The sequence below is a fragment of the Pseudomonas sp. LBUM1669 genome (genome assembly GCF_059695705.1).
Genome location: NZ_CP166784.1, coordinates 786,121 through 804,579, shown reverse-complemented (window position 1 = coordinate 804,579; position 18,459 = coordinate 786,121). Strand labels below are relative to the sequence as shown.

The 18,459-nt window shown below is 57.3% G+C and carries 7 protein-coding genes, 2 tRNA genes and 3 rRNA genes; 1 reads left to right on the top strand and 11 read right to left on the bottom strand.

Annotation, left to right across the window (positions count from 1 at the left end; translation table 11 throughout):
* The first annotated feature begins 147 nt into the window (after nt 1–147).
* Entirely contained in the window at nt 148–1,095 is a 948-nt protein-coding gene (locus ACA051_RS03555; RefSeq protein WP_497373525.1) for a LysR family transcriptional regulator, read from the top strand.
* Here ACA051_RS03555 and yfiB read toward each other — a convergent pair.
* From yfiB to ACA051_RS03500, 11 genes are all read right to left on the bottom strand, one after another.
* Complete coding sequence (yfiB, locus tag ACA051_RS03550; protein ID WP_497373523.1) at nt 1,092–1,601, bottom strand: outer membrane lipoprotein YfiB; 510 nt, start codon at nt 1,599–1,601, stop codon at nt 1,092–1,094. The genes ACA051_RS03555 and yfiB overlap by 4 nt on opposite strands.
* Entirely contained in the window at nt 1,602–2,870 is a 1,269-nt protein-coding gene (gene dgcN, locus ACA051_RS03545) for a diguanylate cyclase DgcN/YfiN (RefSeq protein WP_497307691.1), read from the bottom strand.
* The gene (yfiR, locus tag ACA051_RS03540; protein ID WP_497307689.1) at nt 2,867–3,442 is read right to left on the bottom strand and encodes a regulatory sequestration protein YfiR; all 576 of its coding nucleotides are present in this window, start codon (nt 3,440–3,442) and stop codon (nt 2,867–2,869) included. Before yfiR ends, dgcN begins: the two co-directional genes overlap by 4 nt.
* Nucleotides 3,443–3,558: 116 nt before the next feature.
* Complete coding sequence (gene recD / locus ACA051_RS03535; protein ID WP_497373521.1) at nt 3,559–5,667, bottom strand: exodeoxyribonuclease V subunit alpha; 2,109 nt, start codon at nt 5,665–5,667, stop codon at nt 3,559–3,561.
* Entirely contained in the window at nt 5,664–9,353 is a 3,690-nt protein-coding gene (gene recB / locus ACA051_RS03530; RefSeq protein ID WP_497373519.1) for an exodeoxyribonuclease V subunit beta, read from the bottom strand. Before recB ends, recD begins: the two co-directional genes overlap by 4 nt.
* Nucleotides 9,350–12,802: an exodeoxyribonuclease V subunit gamma gene (gene recC / locus ACA051_RS03525; protein ID WP_497373517.1), complete on the bottom strand. Its 3,453-nt coding sequence runs from the start codon at nt 12,800–12,802 to the stop codon at nt 9,350–9,352. The genes recB and recC overlap by 4 nt, the downstream gene beginning before the upstream one ends.
* A 156-nt stretch (nt 12,803–12,958) precedes the next feature.
* Nucleotides 12,959–13,074 (bottom strand): 5S ribosomal RNA (gene rrf / locus ACA051_RS03520).
* Nucleotides 13,075–13,247: 173 nt separating this feature from the next.
* Nucleotides 13,248–16,139, bottom strand: a 23S ribosomal RNA gene (locus tag ACA051_RS03515).
* 249 nt (nt 16,140–16,388) lie between these two features.
* Nucleotides 16,389–16,464, bottom strand: a tRNA-Ala gene (locus ACA051_RS03510).
* 27 nt (nt 16,465–16,491) lie between these two features.
* Nucleotides 16,492–16,568: transfer RNA gene (locus tag ACA051_RS03505), tRNA-Ile, on the bottom strand.
* 82 nt (nt 16,569–16,650) lie between these two features.
* Nucleotides 16,651–18,189, bottom strand: a 16S ribosomal RNA gene (locus tag ACA051_RS03500).
* The 16S, 23S and 5S rRNA genes sit together here with 2 tRNA genes alongside, the layout of an rRNA operon.
* Between the last annotated feature and the right edge of the window lie 270 nt (nt 18,190–18,459).

Below are 18,459 nucleotides of genomic sequence, written 5' to 3'. Positions count from 1 at the left end.
TGGTCTCCAATACTTATTGTTATGCAGGGAGCCAAGGCGGATAAGTCGCCTTGAGATGAGGCGTGTGTCGCGAATTGGTTGTCGGACTGTTTTTGGAGTATAGATGTGCAAACTTCTAATAAGAACGCACATAAAAGCCGGTCCATCATGCAAAAAAACATCACGTCGTTAGGCTCGTTGAACTGGGATGACCTCAAGTTTTTCCTCGAAGTCGCCCGCACCCGCAAGGCCAGCACTGCGGCCAAACGTCTGGCGGTGGACTACACCACCGTGTCGCGGCGCATCAGTTCGTTGGAAGCGGCATTGGGTACGCTGCTGTTCGAGAAGTCCCGGACCAGCGGTTTTGTCCTGACCGCCGAAGGTCAGCGGTTGCTGGGTTACGCGGAATCGATTGAAAGCACGCTGCACATGGCCTGCGAACAGGTTTCAGGCTCCGGCGTGGCGCTGTCCGGGCATGTGCGCATGGGTTGCACCGAAGGCTTCGGCAGTTTTTTCATTACCCCGCAGTTGAGCCATTTCGTCGACGCCTACCCGGCGATCTCGGTGGACATCTTGCCGCTGCCGCACTTCATCAGCCTGTCCAAGCGCGAGGCGGACATCGTCATCGCCCTGGAGCGCCCGGAGCATGGCCCTTACGTCTGCTGCAAACTCTGCGACTACAAACTGCAGCTCTATGCGACGCAGGATTACCTGGACAAGCACCCACCGATCCGCCGCCCGGCAGACTTGGGCAAGCATTCATTCATCAGTTATGTCGACGATCTGGCGTTCAGCTCGGAGCTGTTGTACCTGGCGAATGTGTTGCCCGGCGCCAGCGCCAACTTGCGCAGCACCAGCGTGATCGCGCAATTCGTGGCGGCGCAGCAAGGACGGTCATTGGCGATTCTGCCGTGCTTCCTCGCGGCTCAGGACCCGCGCTTGCTGCCGGTGTTGCCGGAAGAGATCAACATCACCCGGCAGTTCTGGATGTACTGCCGGGAGGACCTGCGCAAGCTCAAGCGGATTACCCTGTTGTGGGATTACATCCGCGCCGTCACTGAGCAAAATCAGAGTCTGTTGATGGGCGAAAACCGGGAGATGCTGTTCGCCGACTAATCGGCGCTCACCACGATCGATACCCGGCGGTTTTCGGTGCGGCCAGAGGCGGTGTCGTTCGACGTCACCGGCTGACTGCTGCCAAGACCGCGCAGCTGGATGTTTTCTTCTTTCATGCCCACCGTGGTCAGCACCTTGCCGACGCTTTTTGCGCGACGCAGGGAGAGCTGTTCGTTATAGGACTCTTTGCCCGAAGCATCGGTGTGACCGTCGACCCGCACTCGCTCGATGCCGACACCCAGCAGGGCCTTGCCGATCTGTTGGACGATCCCGGTACTGGCGGCGTTCAAGCTGTCGTCATCACTGCCAAACAGTACTTTGCCGGATAGACCGAACGCCCAGCCCTCATCAGTCAGCTCGAAGCCTTGCTGTTTGAGTACAGTGATTTGCGCCGGGGTCAGCCCCTTTTGCGGTGCGGTCTGGCACCCGGTCAATGCCAGCATGGCCATGAACAAGGTGATTGCGAAAAATCGCAGGGAACGCTGGGTGATTGAGGACACGACCATTTAGCTCCTGGTTTGTACGTGGGCGACCGGGTGCTCCGACCCGGACGTGTGCTGCGCACCGCGGGAAAGGCGCTTGGCCTGGTACATCGCCGCATCGGCGGCATTGAGCAACGCGCCCGGGGTGGCACCATGATCCGGGTACACGGCAATACCGATACTGAGTGAAGTCAGGACCTGGGTATGACCCGGTAACGGGATTGGGACTTCCATGCTGGCGAGGATCTTGTCAGCAATCCGCTCGGCGTCTTCGGTTTTATGCAGCGGCGTCAGCAGCACTGCAAACTCGTCGCCGCCCAGACGCGCCACCAGATCCTCTTCACGCAACTGCGCCCGAACCCTGCTGGCGACGGCGACCAGCACGGCGTCACCGGCGGCATGACCGAAGCTGTCATTGATTTCCTTGAAACGATCGCTGTCGAGAAACAGCACAGCCACGCGTTCATTGAGCTTGTGGGCATTGCGCAGCGCGCGAATCAGTCGGCCTTCGAAAAACGCCCGGTTCGGTAGTCCGGTGAGACTGTCGTGGCTGGCCTGGTGCGCCAGGGTTTCGTTTTCGCTTTGCAGGTGGGTCTGCCAGGACTCGAGTTCATCGAGCAAGGCATTGAAGTCGTTGCCCAGGTTGTCGAGTTCAGCGATATCGGCGGGTGGCACGCGCCGGTCGAAGGCTCGATCGCTGCGGGCGGCGTGGGCTACAGCGGCCAGGCTTCGCAGAGGCCCCGTAATCCCGCGAAGTTGTCGGCGCGCCAGATAGAGTGCGACCCAGGCGCTGATCGCTGTGCACAGGACGATTCCCACCAGACCGCTGAGCAAGAAGCGCAACAGACTGCCGCCGTGCCCCGTTAGCTGGATGCTGCCGATTTCCCGACCTTGATGAACGATCGGCATGTCGATGGGTTTTTCCAGAAAGGCTTTGGCGATCTGCAATTCCAGATCGGAGAACAATCCGCTTTCCGGTCGCTGCCAACGGGCCAGTAACCGGCCTTTTTCATCCAGCACCTTGGCGTCAGCGACTTCTTCAGTGGAGGCGATCAATGCCAGGGCCTCAGTGGCTGCGGCTTTGTCGTTGAACACCACGGCGGCTTCCACTGTGTAATTGATCGAGCGTGCGATCAGGTGCAGGTTGTGGTCGGCATACACCCGCAAGGCCAACACACCCAACAGTGTCAGCGAGAGGCTGGCCATGGCCACGCCTACCAGGGCGACGATCAAATGTCCGCGGCCAATGACCGAGCGCAAGGTTGGGCGACTACCCGGTTTGAATAGACTCATGGCGCCGCCGGCTTGCGGCGGGACAGTTGCAGCACACTGGGGTGAATGCGCACGCCGCTGCGGGCGACGGAGTCGAGGTTGACCTCGAAAGACACCTGATCATCAGTGACCCTGAGGCAAAACAGACTGCCGACGGTGCATTGATCATCGCTCTCGCTGATGCTCAACACCGGGCGTCCTGTCAGCGAAGCAAAGAGTTGGCGGCGCTCGTCGTCGGTCAACTTGCCGATGTACACCGCATCGCATTCACCGACAATCGACGGATTGTCGGCCAACAGCCGACGCACGGTGACGGACCGGCCGGTGGCCTGGGTCGTGCCCTTGACCAGATCGTCGGTGTATTCGGTAGGGCCGACCACACACAGGCGCAGTCGTGCAGGCTCAACAGGCCAGCGCGCGTAACTGAGAATTCCGAGGACAACCTGAGTGACCGATCTGGCGCGTTGGTCGGCCATGCTCACCGGGGTTTCCGATTGAGCGAACACAACACCGGTCAGCAAACAGAGAAACCCCGCGAGCAGCACTTGCTTGCGGCCAACGACGCGCCCTGTCGTCCAGACAGCCACCTTCATGCGGGATTCTCTTCGATGTTACGAAATGATGCCGCAACGATAGCATAGCGTTGGCACCCCAGCGAGGCGGCGCACTACGGCACTTCAGACAGTTTCCGTCGTCCAGCGCCACCCATTCAATGGCTCGGCTCAATCCCATCTTCCAACTCCAGCATCAACCCGCTCAAGCGTTTGACCTTGCGTCGCACCGCCTCCTCGAACACCCCGGCACGCGGCTCGATCAAGGTCAACCAGTTCTTGGCCCGGGTGATCCCGGTGTAGATCAGTTCCTTGGTGAGCACAGGGTTCAGGGCATCCGGCAGAATCAACGCCGTATGGGCAAACTCCGAGCCCTGGGATTTGTGTACGGTCATGGCATAAACCGTCTCGACATCGTTGAGTCGACTGGGCAGAACGAATCGCACGCCACCTTGGCCATCATTGCGCGGGAACGCCACACGCAGGACTTGCTTGCCTGCATCGGGTCCATCACGTTCCGGCAGTTTGAGGGCAATGCCGATATCTCCGTTCATCAACCCCAGGCCATAGTCATTACGCGTCATCAATACGGGTCGGCCTTCGTACCACTGCTGGTCGCTGTCGATCAGTCGAGCCTTGAGCAGCGCGGCGGTCACACGTTGATTCAATCCCTCCACGCCCCATGGCCCTTTGCGTACCGCGCACAACAACTGGAAGGCGTCGAAAGCTTGCAATACCTGACGCGCCCAATCGGTCCAGCGTGAGTCTTCGAGCAGACTGTCGAGCGGTGGCCGTTGGCTGCGAAGCAGACTCAGGTAATGGCGATAGCCTTGCGGTCCGTCGCCATGGCCTTCGAGCAGCAAGCTTTCGAGCGCCCGATCGTGCTCACCTTTGAGGGGCAGGGAAAACACGTCGGCATGACTTCGAGCAGCCAGCAACGTGCGGGCTTCCTCCGGTTGTTGCTGGTTAACCCAACGCGCCAACTGGCCAATGCCACTGCCCTCACCGAACCGGCGCGAGTGACGCAGCATCACCACTTGCTGGGCCAGGGGGTGACTTGCGTCAGCGTCTTCCTGCAAACCGCTGGCCACCAGGCTTTCACCACTGACTGTCTCCAGCCACTGGCGCGTCTGCGGGCTGTACCAACCGGCCTCGGCGTCGCGGCACAAATCACCGAGCACGGCGCCGGCCTCTACCGATGCCAACTGGTCCTTGTCACCGAGCAACACCAGCCGGGCATGGGCCGGCATCGCGTCGAGCAGATTGGCCATCATCTCCAGGTCAATCATCGAGGCTTCGTCCACCACCAGCACATCCAGCGGCAAGCGATTACCGGCATGGTGACGGAAGTGCCGGGTACCGGGGCGACTGCCAAGCAAGCGGTGCACGGTAGTCACGTCAGAGGGGATCTTGTTTCTTACGGATTCATCGACTTCCAGCGTCCGGACTTGCTGGCTGATGGACTCTGTCAGCCGTGCCGCCGCTTTGCCGGTGGGTGCGGCAAGACGGATGCGCAGCGGTTTACCAGCCTCCACTGCCGGGGCCTGGAGCAATGCCAGCAAGCGCACGACCGTGGTGGTTTTACCGGTCCCCGGGCCGCCGGTGACGATGCTGAATGCACTGCGGGTAGCCAGGGCACAGGCGAGTTTCTGCCAGTCGATCACGTCGCCGGGGCTGGCTGGACCGAATAAGCCAGTGAGTCGCCCGGGCAAGTCATTGGGCGTTGTTTCGTGTTCAGCCAGGCGCAGACGCAGGGCGTTGTCGATGCGCCTTTCGTAAGCCCAGTAGCGACGCAGGTACAGGCGCTTGCCCGATAAAACCAAGGGCCGTGATTGCGCAGCCTCACGACCATCGACCGCCAGAGCCACCAGACGGCTGGACGCCAGGACCTTGCACCAATGGGCGCCATCCAGCGTTTCAAGCAATTGCGATGGCAACACCATCGCGCCGCTTTGCAGATCGCCCTCCGGTGGCAACGACAGGGCGAAATCCGGCTCCTTGAGCGTCTCGAACAGGTCCAGGCAGACATGGCCGTGACCCAATTGGTGACTGGTCAATGCGGCGGCGAGCAACACCAACGGATCGTCGTCGGGGGCAAGCTCGTGGAGGAAGGCCACAAAGGCCTTATCCAGAGCCCGCAGCCAGCCGCGTTCAACCCAGCGTGCCAGTAACAGTAACAAGTCATCGGCGCGACTCAGGGGCGCCAGATCCGCCAGGCTTTCGGCTGCCAATGGCGTGGGCAGCAAATCGGCGAAGGTGCGGCTCATAGCAGTACTCCCTGTTCCCAGGCGGGTTCGGTCTTGGGCACTGGCTTGCCCTGGAAGAGTCGATCCAGACGCTCGATCAGCTCTCTGGGTGGACGGGCGAAATAGACGCCCTGGGTTGATGCCCGTGTGCCGCGCAAGAACAGGTACAGCGCGCCACCGACATGCCGGTCGTAATCGTAGTCGGCAAGCCGCGCCTTGAGCTGGCGATGCAGGGCCAACAGGTACAACACGTATTGCAGGTCGTAACGATTGTCGAGAATCGACTGCTCCATGGCCTGCTCGGTGTACGCCGCGTCATCGGGCCCCAGCCAGTTGGATTTGTAGTCGGCGACGTAATAACGACCGTCGTGCTCGAACGTCAGGTCGATGAAGCCCTTGAACATGCCGTTGAGCAAGACCGGTTCAGCGGCGACCCGAGCGACGCCGTTGTGCGTATGTTGTCGCACCAATTCATCAAGCTTGAGCACGTCGACTTTATGACTGGCGAACCAGAATTCCATCTCGACGCGGTATTGAGTGAGCTGCTCGAACACGACCGGAGCCAGCCCCCCGCCAAGGTGCAACGAAGACTTGAGCAAGTGTTGCAGCCAATCGCTCAGGGTGCTGATCCAGCCTTCCCAGCCACGGCGATTGCAGCGGCGGGCAATGGCATCTTCCACGACTTGTGGTGCAGCAGAAAAACCTTCATCACCGGCCCACTCCAGCAAACCATGGAGAAAGGTGCCGGGGTTGGGGCCGCGGGGGAATCGATGGATATCGGCACCACCGGCAGCCACTTCTCGTGGCGCCTGCGGATCGAGGCGTTCGTCGTCAAAGAGCTTTTGCGCCTGCGGGTTCTCCGGGGCTTCGTCACTGCCCACGCTCAGGCTGTCGCCGATGCGCAAGGCACTGTACGAAGCAATCCACCAGTTTTCACTGGCTTTGCGCTTGGGTATCAGCGGCGCAAGCAACGTCGCGTCATTGCGTGGCGGATGGTAATGCTCGGCCGTTGCTGGCGGCATATCACCGTATAGAAGTGCCGGGCAGTCCTGTTGTAGATCTTCGAGCCAGCGTTTCAAGCCTGCGGATTCAGCCAATAGCGCCCCGCCGCCCAACAAGTATCCCAACGCAGAAAGGTGCAGCACCGAGCTGTTGTTATTGCCGCGTTTGAGATCGGTTACACCCAGCCAGCAGGCATGTTGCGCCCGGGTCAGGGCGACATAGAGCAACCGCAGATCCTCGGCCAGACGCTCCTCATCGGCCAGGGCGATCAACTCGGCAGTCGGCTTCAAGGTCACCTGCGCCTTGCCGTTTGCATCGTGGTAATGCAGCGGCAAACGGCTGCCATCCACCGGTTTCGCCGAGCAAATGAACGGCAGAAACACCAAGGGATACTCAAGCCCCTTGGACTTGTGAATGGTCACGACCTTGACCAGTTGCTCGTCGCTTTCCAGACGCAGGATCTGTTCTTCACCGGCCTGACCGGATAACGCCAGATGCTCAGACAAATGACGAATCAACGCTTGCTCGCCGTCGAGTTCGGCAGCGGCTTGTTGCAATAGCTCGGACAGGTGCAGCAAGTTAGTCAGTACACGTTCGCCGTCGCTGCGCGCGATCAACGACCGGGGCAACTGGAAGTCATGCAGCAAGCGCCGCAACATGGGCAGCACGCCTTGCTTGCGCCACAGCTCGCGATAACCGCGGAACTGCATGACCCGCGCTTCCCAGGCCAGTTCGTCCTGATTCAGCCGCTCCAGTTCCGCCAGGGAAAGGTTCAGCGTGATGCTGGCCAAAGCGGCTCGCAGCGGTCGCTCGACATCCGGTTCGGCACAGGCTTTGAGCCAAGTCAGCAGGTCGTGGGCTTCTTGAGCGGCGAACACCGAATCCTTGTCCGACAGATAAACGCTGCGCACCCCGCGTGCAGACAGTTCGCTACGCACGGCCTGGGCCTCTTTGCCGTCGCGAACCAGAATGGCGATGTCCGCGGGCAGCAGGCCCCGGAAATCCTTGTCCTTCTCTATGAAACCTGCCCGACCTTCCTGGCCACCATTGAGTAACGCGGTGATTTCACTGGCGCACGCGGCGGCGAGTTTTTGTCGGTATTGCGCGCCGGACAGCGGCTGATCGGCGGACAGGTGCCAGATGTTCAGAGCCGGCACGAGATGGCCATTGATGTGCAGAACTTCTTTGCGCCCTTGGGACTCGACGGGCAGGAACGGTACCGGGTTCTCACCATTCTTTTCACGAAACAGAAACGCACCGCGCCCCAGCTCACGAGACTCCGCGCGCTCGAACACATGGTTCACCGCATTGACCATGCCATGGCTGGAACGGAAATTCGTCCCCAGGGTATGCAGACGGCCGGCGGTGGCCTGGCGGGCGCGCAGGTAGGTGTAGATGTCGGCGCCGCGAAAGGCGTAGATCGCTTGCTTGGGGTCGCCGATCAGAAACAGGCCGCATTCAGGGTTGTTGTCTTCGATGCGATAGATGCTTTCGAAAATCCGGTACTGCACCGGGTCGGTGTCCTGGAACTCATCGATCAGCGCCACCGGAAACTGCTCGCGAATCAGGGTCGCCAGGCGTTCACCACCCTCGGATTGCAACGCCGCATCGAGGCGCAGCAGCATGTCATCGAAGCCCATTTCCGCGCGGCGACGTTTTTCTTCCTCGAACCGGGCTCCGACCCACTGCGCGGCATGTTGCAGAACGGCCGCGTCGGGGGTTGGCAAGCCGTCGAGGCTGGCCTTGAGCCTGGGCATGGCGTCCAGCCCCGGATGACTGGGGGCGTCGCCTTTCCAGGCTTCGGCCATGCCGTCAGGCGTCAGGCGAGTGAAGCCGGTGCCGATGTCCAGTTGCTCAAGGGATTCATCTTCAGCCCAGGCTTTGAGCTTTTCGAACCAGGGTTCGAAATAACGTGCCTGCATCTTTCGACCGTCGACACTTTTGCTCGCAACACCTTGGTGACAGATGGCAAGCAGCTCGTCCGCCCATTGGCGCCAGGGCATCTTGAGTTCGAGCAAGGCCAATCGCCGTTCCTGCAAGCACTCAACGATCAGCTCGGCAGGCTCCTTGCCTTCAACGCTGTCACGCTCACTGGCAAACAAACTGCGTACTCGCGGCAATAACGCCGCCGGCCCCCCCCAATTACCCCGCACCCAGTTGAGTGCATCACCTTGCATCGGGTAACAGAACAGCCGCCAGTAATCGCGCAGGACTTCGCCCAGCAAGTCGCTGTGATCGGTTTCCAGGGTCTGGGTAAACAGGCTGCCACTGTCAAAGGCGTGCTCGCGCAACATGCGCTGGCACCAACTGTGAATGGTCGAGACGGCGGCTTCATCCATCCACTGTGCGGCAATGTCCAGACGGTTCGCACAGCCGGACCACTGTTCAGGGAGGTACTGGTCACGCAATTCCGCGATGAGGCTATCGGGTGCCTGAGTCTCGTCACGAAAGTATCGGGCCGCCTCTGCCAGACGGGTGCGAATACGTTCGCGCAGCTCTTTGGTCGCGGCATCGGTGAACGTGACAACGAGGATTTGTGGCGGCAACAGTTCACGCCCAAAACCACTCGATTCGCCACCGTGACCGAGGACCAGACGCAGGTACAGCGCAGAAATGGTGAACGTCTTGCCGGTACCGGCGCTGGCTTCGATCAGTTGGCTGCCGCTCAAGGGAAAAGCCAGGGCCAGTGGTGTTTTCGTGGTCATGAGCGCGCCTCCTCGCTGGTCAATGAACGCCAGGGGGCTTCAAGCATTGGTTTGTACAAGGCGTTGCACCAATCGGGAAAGGTCTCCTCGGCGGTCAGAGCGTCGTAGTCGGCGAACTGCCGGGCCAGTGCCGGGCTTTCACGGCGTTCGCCGTCGGTGGTTTGACCGTCACCTTCATAGGCTTTGCGAGCGGCGGCATCGGCTTTGACCGGGTCAGTTTGAGAGAGCCATGCGAAGGCGGTTTTCACGGCAATCGGGAGGGATTGGCGCATGCCGGTTTGCCATGCTTGCAACAGGTTACTCAGGGCATGACGTGCAGCGCCCTGCTCCAAAGGGGCCAGTAGCAGACTGTCGTCACTGGCGACCAACGCGGTGGTCATCGACATGCCGCTGGCGCAAGCGACAATGTGATTGACCCAAGGTCGCGTCAGCCGATGCCACTTGCGGGTCTTGATCGAGCCGATGCTGTTGGGAATCGTGGTAACCGCCAACAAACCGCCATCCGCACGTTGGTGCAGGTCACTGAGCCAGCCTTCAAGGCGCAGACCTTCGAACTCCAGGTTGACTGGCAACGCACTGGTTAGCGGTGTCGGCCACAACGCAAGGAGTTGTTGATAACGCTGCAACAGATCCGGCAATGGCTCGATCAATTCTCGCTGCAGGCATTCGCCGAAACCGGCCATGGGCAAGAGCCCACTGTTTTGCAAACGTTTAGCCTGGGCCTCAAGCGCTTGATCGGCGTGATCCAGTTGTCCTAGCGCCGCTTCGAGCAAGCTGTCACTAAGGCTATAGCGCTGGAGGGCATCGAGTACAAAGGGCTCTTCATCGGCCAACGGTGCTTCAGCCGCTTCGAAGAAAACCTTGAGTCGCTGACTGAAAAAATGTCGCACGGGATTGCGCAGGAAGTCCTGCAATTGACCGAGGCTCAACGGCTCTTCCTGAACATAGGCATCAAGGACCTTGATGTCCGTTGCCTGTTCACTGGCTTGATGAAGCACCTGCCACTCGCTGGCGAAGCTGAACAGGTCACCACCTTCATGAAAATAGCGAGCACTGAAGGGTTGCAGCGGGTGTTCCTGAGTCAAGGATTCCAGCAGCTTTTCACTGTCGACCTGTAATCGCCAGCCGCCTGCGAGATGATCGCGCAGTTGGCCAATCAGTACCGAGGCCGGGCGCTCGCTATTGTCACGAATGCTGCGGCCGACCCAACTGATATAGAGTTGGTCACGTGCCGACAACAGGGCTTCCAACAAGAGATAGCGGTCATCCTCACGCCGGGAACGATCACCTGGGCGGTAGTCGCTGCCCATGAGATCGAAGTCCAGCGGTGGTTGTGCGCGCGGGTAATCTCCGTCATTCATCCCGAGCAGACAAACGAGTTTGAAGGGGATCGCCCTCATCGGCATCAAGGTGCAGAAATTGACCGCCCCGGCCAGGAAGCGCTGGGACAGGCGGCCCTGGTCGAGGCCTGCCAGCCAGGCTTCACGGACCACGGTCAAAGGCAACTCATCATGCAAGCCCACTGATTCGCAGGTATCGAGCCAGGTTTCCCGCAGCTCTTCAAGTTGGCCCAGCAAGTAGTCGTCATGCTCATTGCTGGCCTGAAAGAACAACTGCACCAAAGCCTGCATCCTGACGGCCCATTGCTTGGGCGGTGCCGGTTGAGTCAGCTCCTGGTGGGCAATTTCCAACGCGTCCAGCAGCGCAACCAAAGGACCGATGAGCGCAGCATCCAGACCGCCAATCTCGTCGTAAGGCTCAATGCCTTCGCAGGCAGCGGCAGTGCCGACGGCATAACCGAGCAGCATCCGGCGCAGGCCAAAACGCCAACTGTTTTGCTCCAGTTCTGCCGGCAAGCCCAAACCTGCACGCTGCTCGGCATTCATTCCCCAGCGAATACCAGCACCTTCGATCCAGCGATGCAGGGTGGGCAGGTCACGTTCCTCTACACCGAAGCGAGCGCGCAATGCGGGAACGTCCAGCAAATCGAGGATCTCGCTCACGGGGAAGCGGCTGTCAGGTAGCTTGAGTAGATGCTCGACAGCAATCAGCAGCGGATCACGACCGCGCTGGCCTTGATCCGCCAGTGTGAAGGGAATGAAGCGCGGATCGAAGCGATCAAGTTGACCGAATACTGCACGGATATGCGGAGCGTAGCTGTCGATGTCCGGAACCATCACTATCACGTCGCGAGGTTTCAAGTCTGGATCGGCACTGAAGCGTGCGAGCAACTGATCGTGGAGGATCTCCACTTCGCGCTGGGCGCTATGAGCGATGTGGAAACGAATGGATTCGTCCTGATTGAGATCGACAGGCGGCCAGAGTTCGCGGGTTTCGTTCAGGGGGCGCAGTTCAAGGATGTCGTCCTGCAACTGGTTAAGCAGGGTCTGTGGCTGGCTATCACTGAACAAGTCGATTCGCCCATCACGAAATGCCGAGCGGTAGCTGTTGGGATCGTCGTAGCTGTCGAGCAGATTGATATAGTCCCGCCCCTGCTTGCCCCATGCCGCCAATAGCGGGTGAGCATGTTGGTGAAGAGTTTGCGGATCAAGCACAACAGGCATACCGCTCTTGCGAGCCTGGCGTTTGTATTGATGCCGCAATAGGTCTTTATCGGCGACGATGTCTGCCCAATGGTGACGACATGGGTTGTGTACGCAAAGCAGAACCTGGCCGAATCGCGCTAGTCCGGCGAGAGCTTCGAGCGCTTGTGCCGGGAGAGAGGAGATCCCGAAAACGATCACCCGAGAAGGTAATCCACTGGGTGCCACGTCGAGGCTCTTGATACGTTCGATGAACCGTTGATGCACACCGGCACGGCTTTGCGCCATGCCTTGCTCACCCACATCCAGCAACAGCGCACGCCACAACTCTGCCTGCCAGCAGTTGGCTGGGGTCAGGGGCTTGGCTTCGCCTCGGCCGTTTCGCAATTGATGACGACCTTCCGCCCAATCTTCGAGCCAGTCGGCCCGGTATACCTGATATTGGTCGAACAGATCCGCCAGCCGCTCGGACAACTGGTAGCGTTTACGTAGATCGGAGTCATTGGTAAGGAAGCGTTGCAGCGGTTCGAAATGCGGTTGATTGATCAGCTGCGGAAGCAGACGCATCAACCGCCAGGTCAGTGGGGCCTTATCGAGCAGGGATTTAACCGGAATTTCATCACGGCCCAAAACCATGCGATAGAGCTGCCACATGAAGCTGCCCGGAAGTTGAACGTCGATGGCTGCTGCAATGCCGCAGCCGCCCATGTCGTCTTCTTCAGGGTCTTCAGCCAGAGCCAGTTTCAGCCACTGGGCGATGCCGTTGCTCTGTACCAGGGCGATTTCATTTTCCAAGGGAGCCAGCGGGTAGCGCCGCATCCAGCTGACCACCAGGCTACGCAACTCGTCCAGTCGATTACCGTGAACCACCATAAAACCAGCACTGAGGGACGTCGCGTCCGGCATAAAGGCTTCCTTGGGAAAATACAAAAGCTAGGGCCGAACCTTAGCATTGTCGGGAGACTGTGACAGCCGGGAGCCGTCCGATGTTGCTGTACGAACTTTCCTGCGAACAAAACAAAACCCCTACCTGCATACGCAGATAGGGGTTTCGGAATTTAATCTTGACGATGACCTACTCTCACATGGGGAAACCCCACACTACCATCGGCGATGCATCGTTTCACTGCTGAGTTCGGGATGGGATCAGGTGGTTCCAATGCTCTATGGTCGTCAAGAAATTCGGTAGCCAGGTCGTTCTCCTTACGGATTACGCTCCAGCGAATGGGTATGTGATAGATCTCGGTGTTTTGTGAGTCTTTCGAACTTTCGGTTCGTTTCGTCTTCACACACCGCAATCTGGTGCTCTTTCGCTTTTCAGCTCAAAGCTTGCAAATTGCTTGGGTGTTATATGGTCAAGCCTCACGGGCAATTAGTATTGGTTAGCTCAACGCCTCACAGCGCTTACACACCCAACCTATCAACGTCGTAGTCTTCGACGGCCCTTCAGGGGACTCAAGGTCCCAGTGAGATCTCATCTTGAGGCTAGTTTCCCGCTTAGATGCTTTCAGCGGTTATCTATTCCGAACATAGCTACCCGGCAATGCCACTGGCGTGACAACCGGAACACCAGAGGTTCGTCCACTCCGGTCCTCTCGTACTAGGAGCAGCCCCTCTCAAATCTCAAACGTCCACGGCAGATAGGGACCGAACTGTCTCACGACGTTCTAAACCCAGCTCGCGTACCACTTTAAATGGCGAACAGCCATACCCTTGGGACCGGCTTCAGCCCCAGGATGTGATGAGCCGACATCGAGGTGCCAAACACCGCCGTCGATATGAACTCTTGGGCGGTATCAGCCTGTTATCCCCGGAGTACCTTTTATCCGTTGAGCGATGGCCCTTCCATACAGAACCACCGGATCACTAAGACCTACTTTCGTACCTGCTCGACGTGTCTGTCTCGCAGTCAAGCGCGCTTTTGCCTTTATACTCTACGACCGATTTCCGACCGGTCTGAGCGCACCTTCGTACTCCTCCGTTACTCTTTAGGAGGAGACCGCCCCAGTCAAACTACCCACCATACACTGTCCTCGATCCGGATAACGGACCTGAGTTAGAACCTCAAAGTTGCCAGGGTGGTATTTCAAGGTTGGCTCCACGCGAACTGGCGTCCACGCTTCAAAGCCTCCCACCTATCCTACACAAGCAAATTCAAAGTCCAGTGCAAAGCTATAGTAAAGGTTCACGGGGTCTTTCCGTCTAGCCGCGGATACACTGCATCTTCACAGCGATTTCAATTTCACTGAGTCTCGGGTGGAGACAGCGCCGCCATCGTTACGCCATTCGTGCAGGTCGGAACTTACCCGACAAGGAATTTCGCTACCTTAGGACCGTTATAGTTACGGCCGCCGTTTACCGGGGCTTCGATCAAGAGCTTCGCGTTAGCTAACCCCATCAATTAACCTTCCGGCACCGGGCAGGCGTCACACCCTATACGTCCACTTTCGTGTTTGCAGAGTGCTGTGTTTTTAATAAACAGTCGCAGCGGCCTGGTATCTTCGACCGGCATGAGCTTACGGAGCAAGTCCTTCACCCTCACCGGCGCACCTTCTCCCGAAGTTACGGTGCCATTTTGCCTAGTTCCTTCACCCGAGTTCTCTCAAGCGCCTTGGTATTCTCTACCCAACCACCTGTGTCGGTTTGGGGTACGGTTCCTGGTTACCTGAAGCTTAGAAGCTTTTCTTGGAAGCATGGCATCAACCACTTCGTGTTCTAAAAGAACACTCGTCATCAGCTCTCGGCCTTAGAATCCCGGATTTACCTAAGATTCCAGCCTACCACCTTAAACTTGGACAACCAACGCCAAGCTGGCCTAGCCTTCTCCGTCCCTCCATCGCAATAACCAGAAGTACAGGAATATTAACCTGTTTTCCATCGACTACGCTTTTCAGCCTCGCCTTAGGGACCGACTAACCCTGCGTCGATTAACGTTGCGCAGGAAACCTTGGTCTTTCGGCGTGGGTGTTTTTCACACCCATTGTCGTTACTCATGTCAGCATTCGCACTTCTGATACCTCCAGCAAGCTTCTCAACTCACCTTCACAGGCTTACAGAACGCTCCTCTACCGCATCACCTAAGTGATACCCGTAGCTTCGGTGTATGGTTTGAGCCCCGTTACATCTTCCGCGCAGGCCGACTCGACTAGTGAGCTATTACGCTTTCTTTAAAGGGTGGCTGCTTCTAAGCCAACCTCCTAGCTGTCTAAGCCTTCCCACATCGTTTCCCACTTAACCATAACTTTGGGACCTTAGCTGACGGTCTGGGTTGTTTCCCTTTTCACGACGGACGTTAGCACCCGCCGTGTGTCTCCCATGCTCGGCACTTGTAGGTATTCGGAGTTTGCATCGGTTTGGTAAGTCGGGATGACCCCCTAGCCGAAACAGTGCTCTACCCCCTACAGTGATACATGAGGCGCTACCTAAATAGCTTTCGAGGAGAACCAGCTATCTCCGAGCTTGATTAGCCTTTCACTCCGATCCACAGGTCATCCGCTAACTTTTCAACGGTAGTCGGTTCGGTCCTCCAGTTAGTGTTACCCAACCTTCAACCTGCCCATGGATAGATCGCCCGGTTTCGGGTCTATTCCCAGCGACTAGACGCCCTATTAAGACTCGCTTTCGCTACGCCTCCCCTATTCGGTTAAGCTCGCCACTGAAAATAAGTCGCTGACCCATTATACAAAAGGTACGCAGTCACCCAACAAAGTGGGCTCCCACTGCTTGTACGCATACGGTTTCAGGATCTATTTCACTCCCCTCTCCGGGGTTCTTTTCGCCTTTCCCTCACGGTACTAGTTCACTATCGGTCAGTCAGTAGTATTTAGCCTTGGAGGATGGTCCCCCCATATTCAGACAAAGTTTCTCGTGCTCCGTCCTACTCGATTTCATGACTAAGAGATTTTCGCGTACAGGGCTATCACCCACTATGGCCGCACTTTCCAGAGCGTTCCGCTAATCTCAAAGCCACTTAAGGGCTAGTCCCCGTTCGCTCGCCACTACTAAGGGAATCTCGGTTGATTTCTTTTCCTCAGGGTACTTAGATGTTTCAGTTCCCCTGGTTCGCCTCTTAAGCCTATGTATTCAGCTTAAGATAACCATCTTATGATGGCTGGGTTCCCCCATTCAGACATCTCCGGATCAAAGTCTGTTTGCCGACTCCCCGAAGCTTTTCGCAGGCTACCACGTCTTTCATCGCCTCTGACTGCCAAGGCATCCACCGTATGCGCTTCTTCACTTGACCATATAACCCCAAGCAATCTGGTTATACTGTGAAGACGACATTCGCCGAAAATTCGATAATACTCAGTTAAGAGTAACTCACAAATTTTACCTTAGCCTGATCCGTTACCAGTGAAAGTAACGTTCAGTCTATCTTTCTATCACATACCCAAATTTTTAAAGAACGATCTAGCCAAAGACTAGAAATCAACATTCACCATCATCACAATGGAATGCTCATTTCTAAGCTTTCAACAAACAGAAGCAGTAGTGGTGGAGCCAAACGGGATCGAACCGTTGACCTCCTGCGTGCAAGGCAGGCGCTCTCCCAGCTGAGCTATGGCCCCGTATTTCTACAGGTTCCCACACAAAATTGGTGGGTCTGGGCAGATTCGAACTGCCGACCTCACCCTTATCAGGGGTGCGCTCTAACCAACTGAGCTACAGACCCAATTTCGGGCTGCTTCTTATCGTCTTCTTCAATGAATCAAGCAATTCGTGTGGGAACTTATGGAGCAGCTGATGTCGTCGATTAAGGAGGTGATCCAGCCGCAGGTTCCCCTACGGCTACCTTGTTACGACTTCACCCCAGTCATGAATCACACCGTGGTAACCGTCCTCCCGAAGGTTAGACTAGCTACTTCTGGTGCAACCCACTCCCATGGTGTGACGGGCGGTGTGTACAAGGCCCGGGAACGTATTCACCGCGACATTCTGATTCGCGATTACTAGCGATTCCGACTTCACGCAGTCGAGTTGCAGACTGCGATCCGGACTACGATCGGTTTTCTGGGATTAGCTCCACCTCGCGGCTTGGCAACCCTCTGTACCGACCATTGTAGCACGTGTGTAGCCCAGGCCGTAAGGGCCATGATGACTTGACGTCATCCCCACCTTCCTCCGGTTTGTCACCGGCAGTCTCCTTAGAGTGCCCACCATTACGTGCTGGTAACTAAGGACAAGGGTTGCGCTCGTTACGGGACTTAACCCAACATCTCACGACACGAGCTGACGACAGCCATGCAGCACCTGTCTCAATGTTCCCGAAGGCACCAATCCATCTCTGGAAAGTTCATTGGATGTCAAGGCCTGGTAAGGTTCTTCGCGTTGCTTCGAATTAAACCACATGCTCCACCGCTTGTGCGGGCCCCCGTCAATTCATTTGAGTTTTAACCTTGCGGCCGTACTCCCCAGGCGGTCAACTTAATGCGTTAGCTGCGCCACTAAGAGCTCAAGGCTCCCAACGGCTAGTTGACATCGTTTACGGCGTGGACTACCAGGGTATCTAATCCTGTTTGCTCCCCACGCTTTCGCACCTCAGTGTCAGTATCAGTCCAGGTGGTCGCCTTCGCCACTGGTGTTCCTTCCTATATCTACGCATTTCACCGCTACACAGGAAATTCCACCACCCTCTACCATACTCTAGCTTGTCAGTTTTGAATGCAGTTCCCAGGTTGAGCCCGGGGATTTCACATCCAACTTAACAAACCACCTACGCGCGCTTTACGCCCAGTAATTCCGATTAACGCTTGCACCCTCTGTATTACCGCGGCTGCTGGCACAGAGTTAGCCGGTGCTTATTCTGTCGGTAACGTCAAAACACTTACGTATTAGGTAAATGCCCTTCCTCCCAACTTAAAGTGCTTTACAATCCGAAGACCTTCTTCACACACGCGGCATGGCTGGATCAGGCTTTCGCCCATTGTCCAATATTCCCCACTGCTGCCTCCCGTAGGAGTCTGGACCGTGTCTCAGTTCCAGTGTGACTGATCATCCTCTCAGACCAGTTACGGATCGTCGCCTTGGTGAGCCATTACCTCACCAACTAGCTAATCCGACCTAGGCTCATCTGATAGCGCAAGGCCCGAAGGTCCCCTGCTTTCTCCCGTAGGACGTATGCGGTATTAGCGTCCGTTTCCGAGCGTTATCCCCCACTACCAGGCAGATTCCTAGGCATTACTCACCCGTCCGCCGCTCGCCACCAGGTACAAGTACCCGTGCTGCCGCTCGACTTGCATGTGTTAGGCCTGCCGCCAGCGTTCAATCTGAGCCATGATCAAACTCTTCAGTTCAAACATCTTTGGGTTTTTAAGAAACCCTAAACTTGGCTCAGCAATCGTTGGTTACATCTTTGATTTCTCGCGGAGTAACTTGTGATGCTGATAATCTTGTTGACTATCAGTCTGACTCCACAAGCACCCACACGAATTGCTTGATTCAGTTGTTAAAGAGCGGTTGGTTAAGATCTTTCGTCTCAACCGAGGCGCGCATTCTACAGCAGCCTCTGTTGCTGTCAAGCGGTTATTTTCAGAAGTTTTCAAAGTTTCCTTTGCAACTTCAAC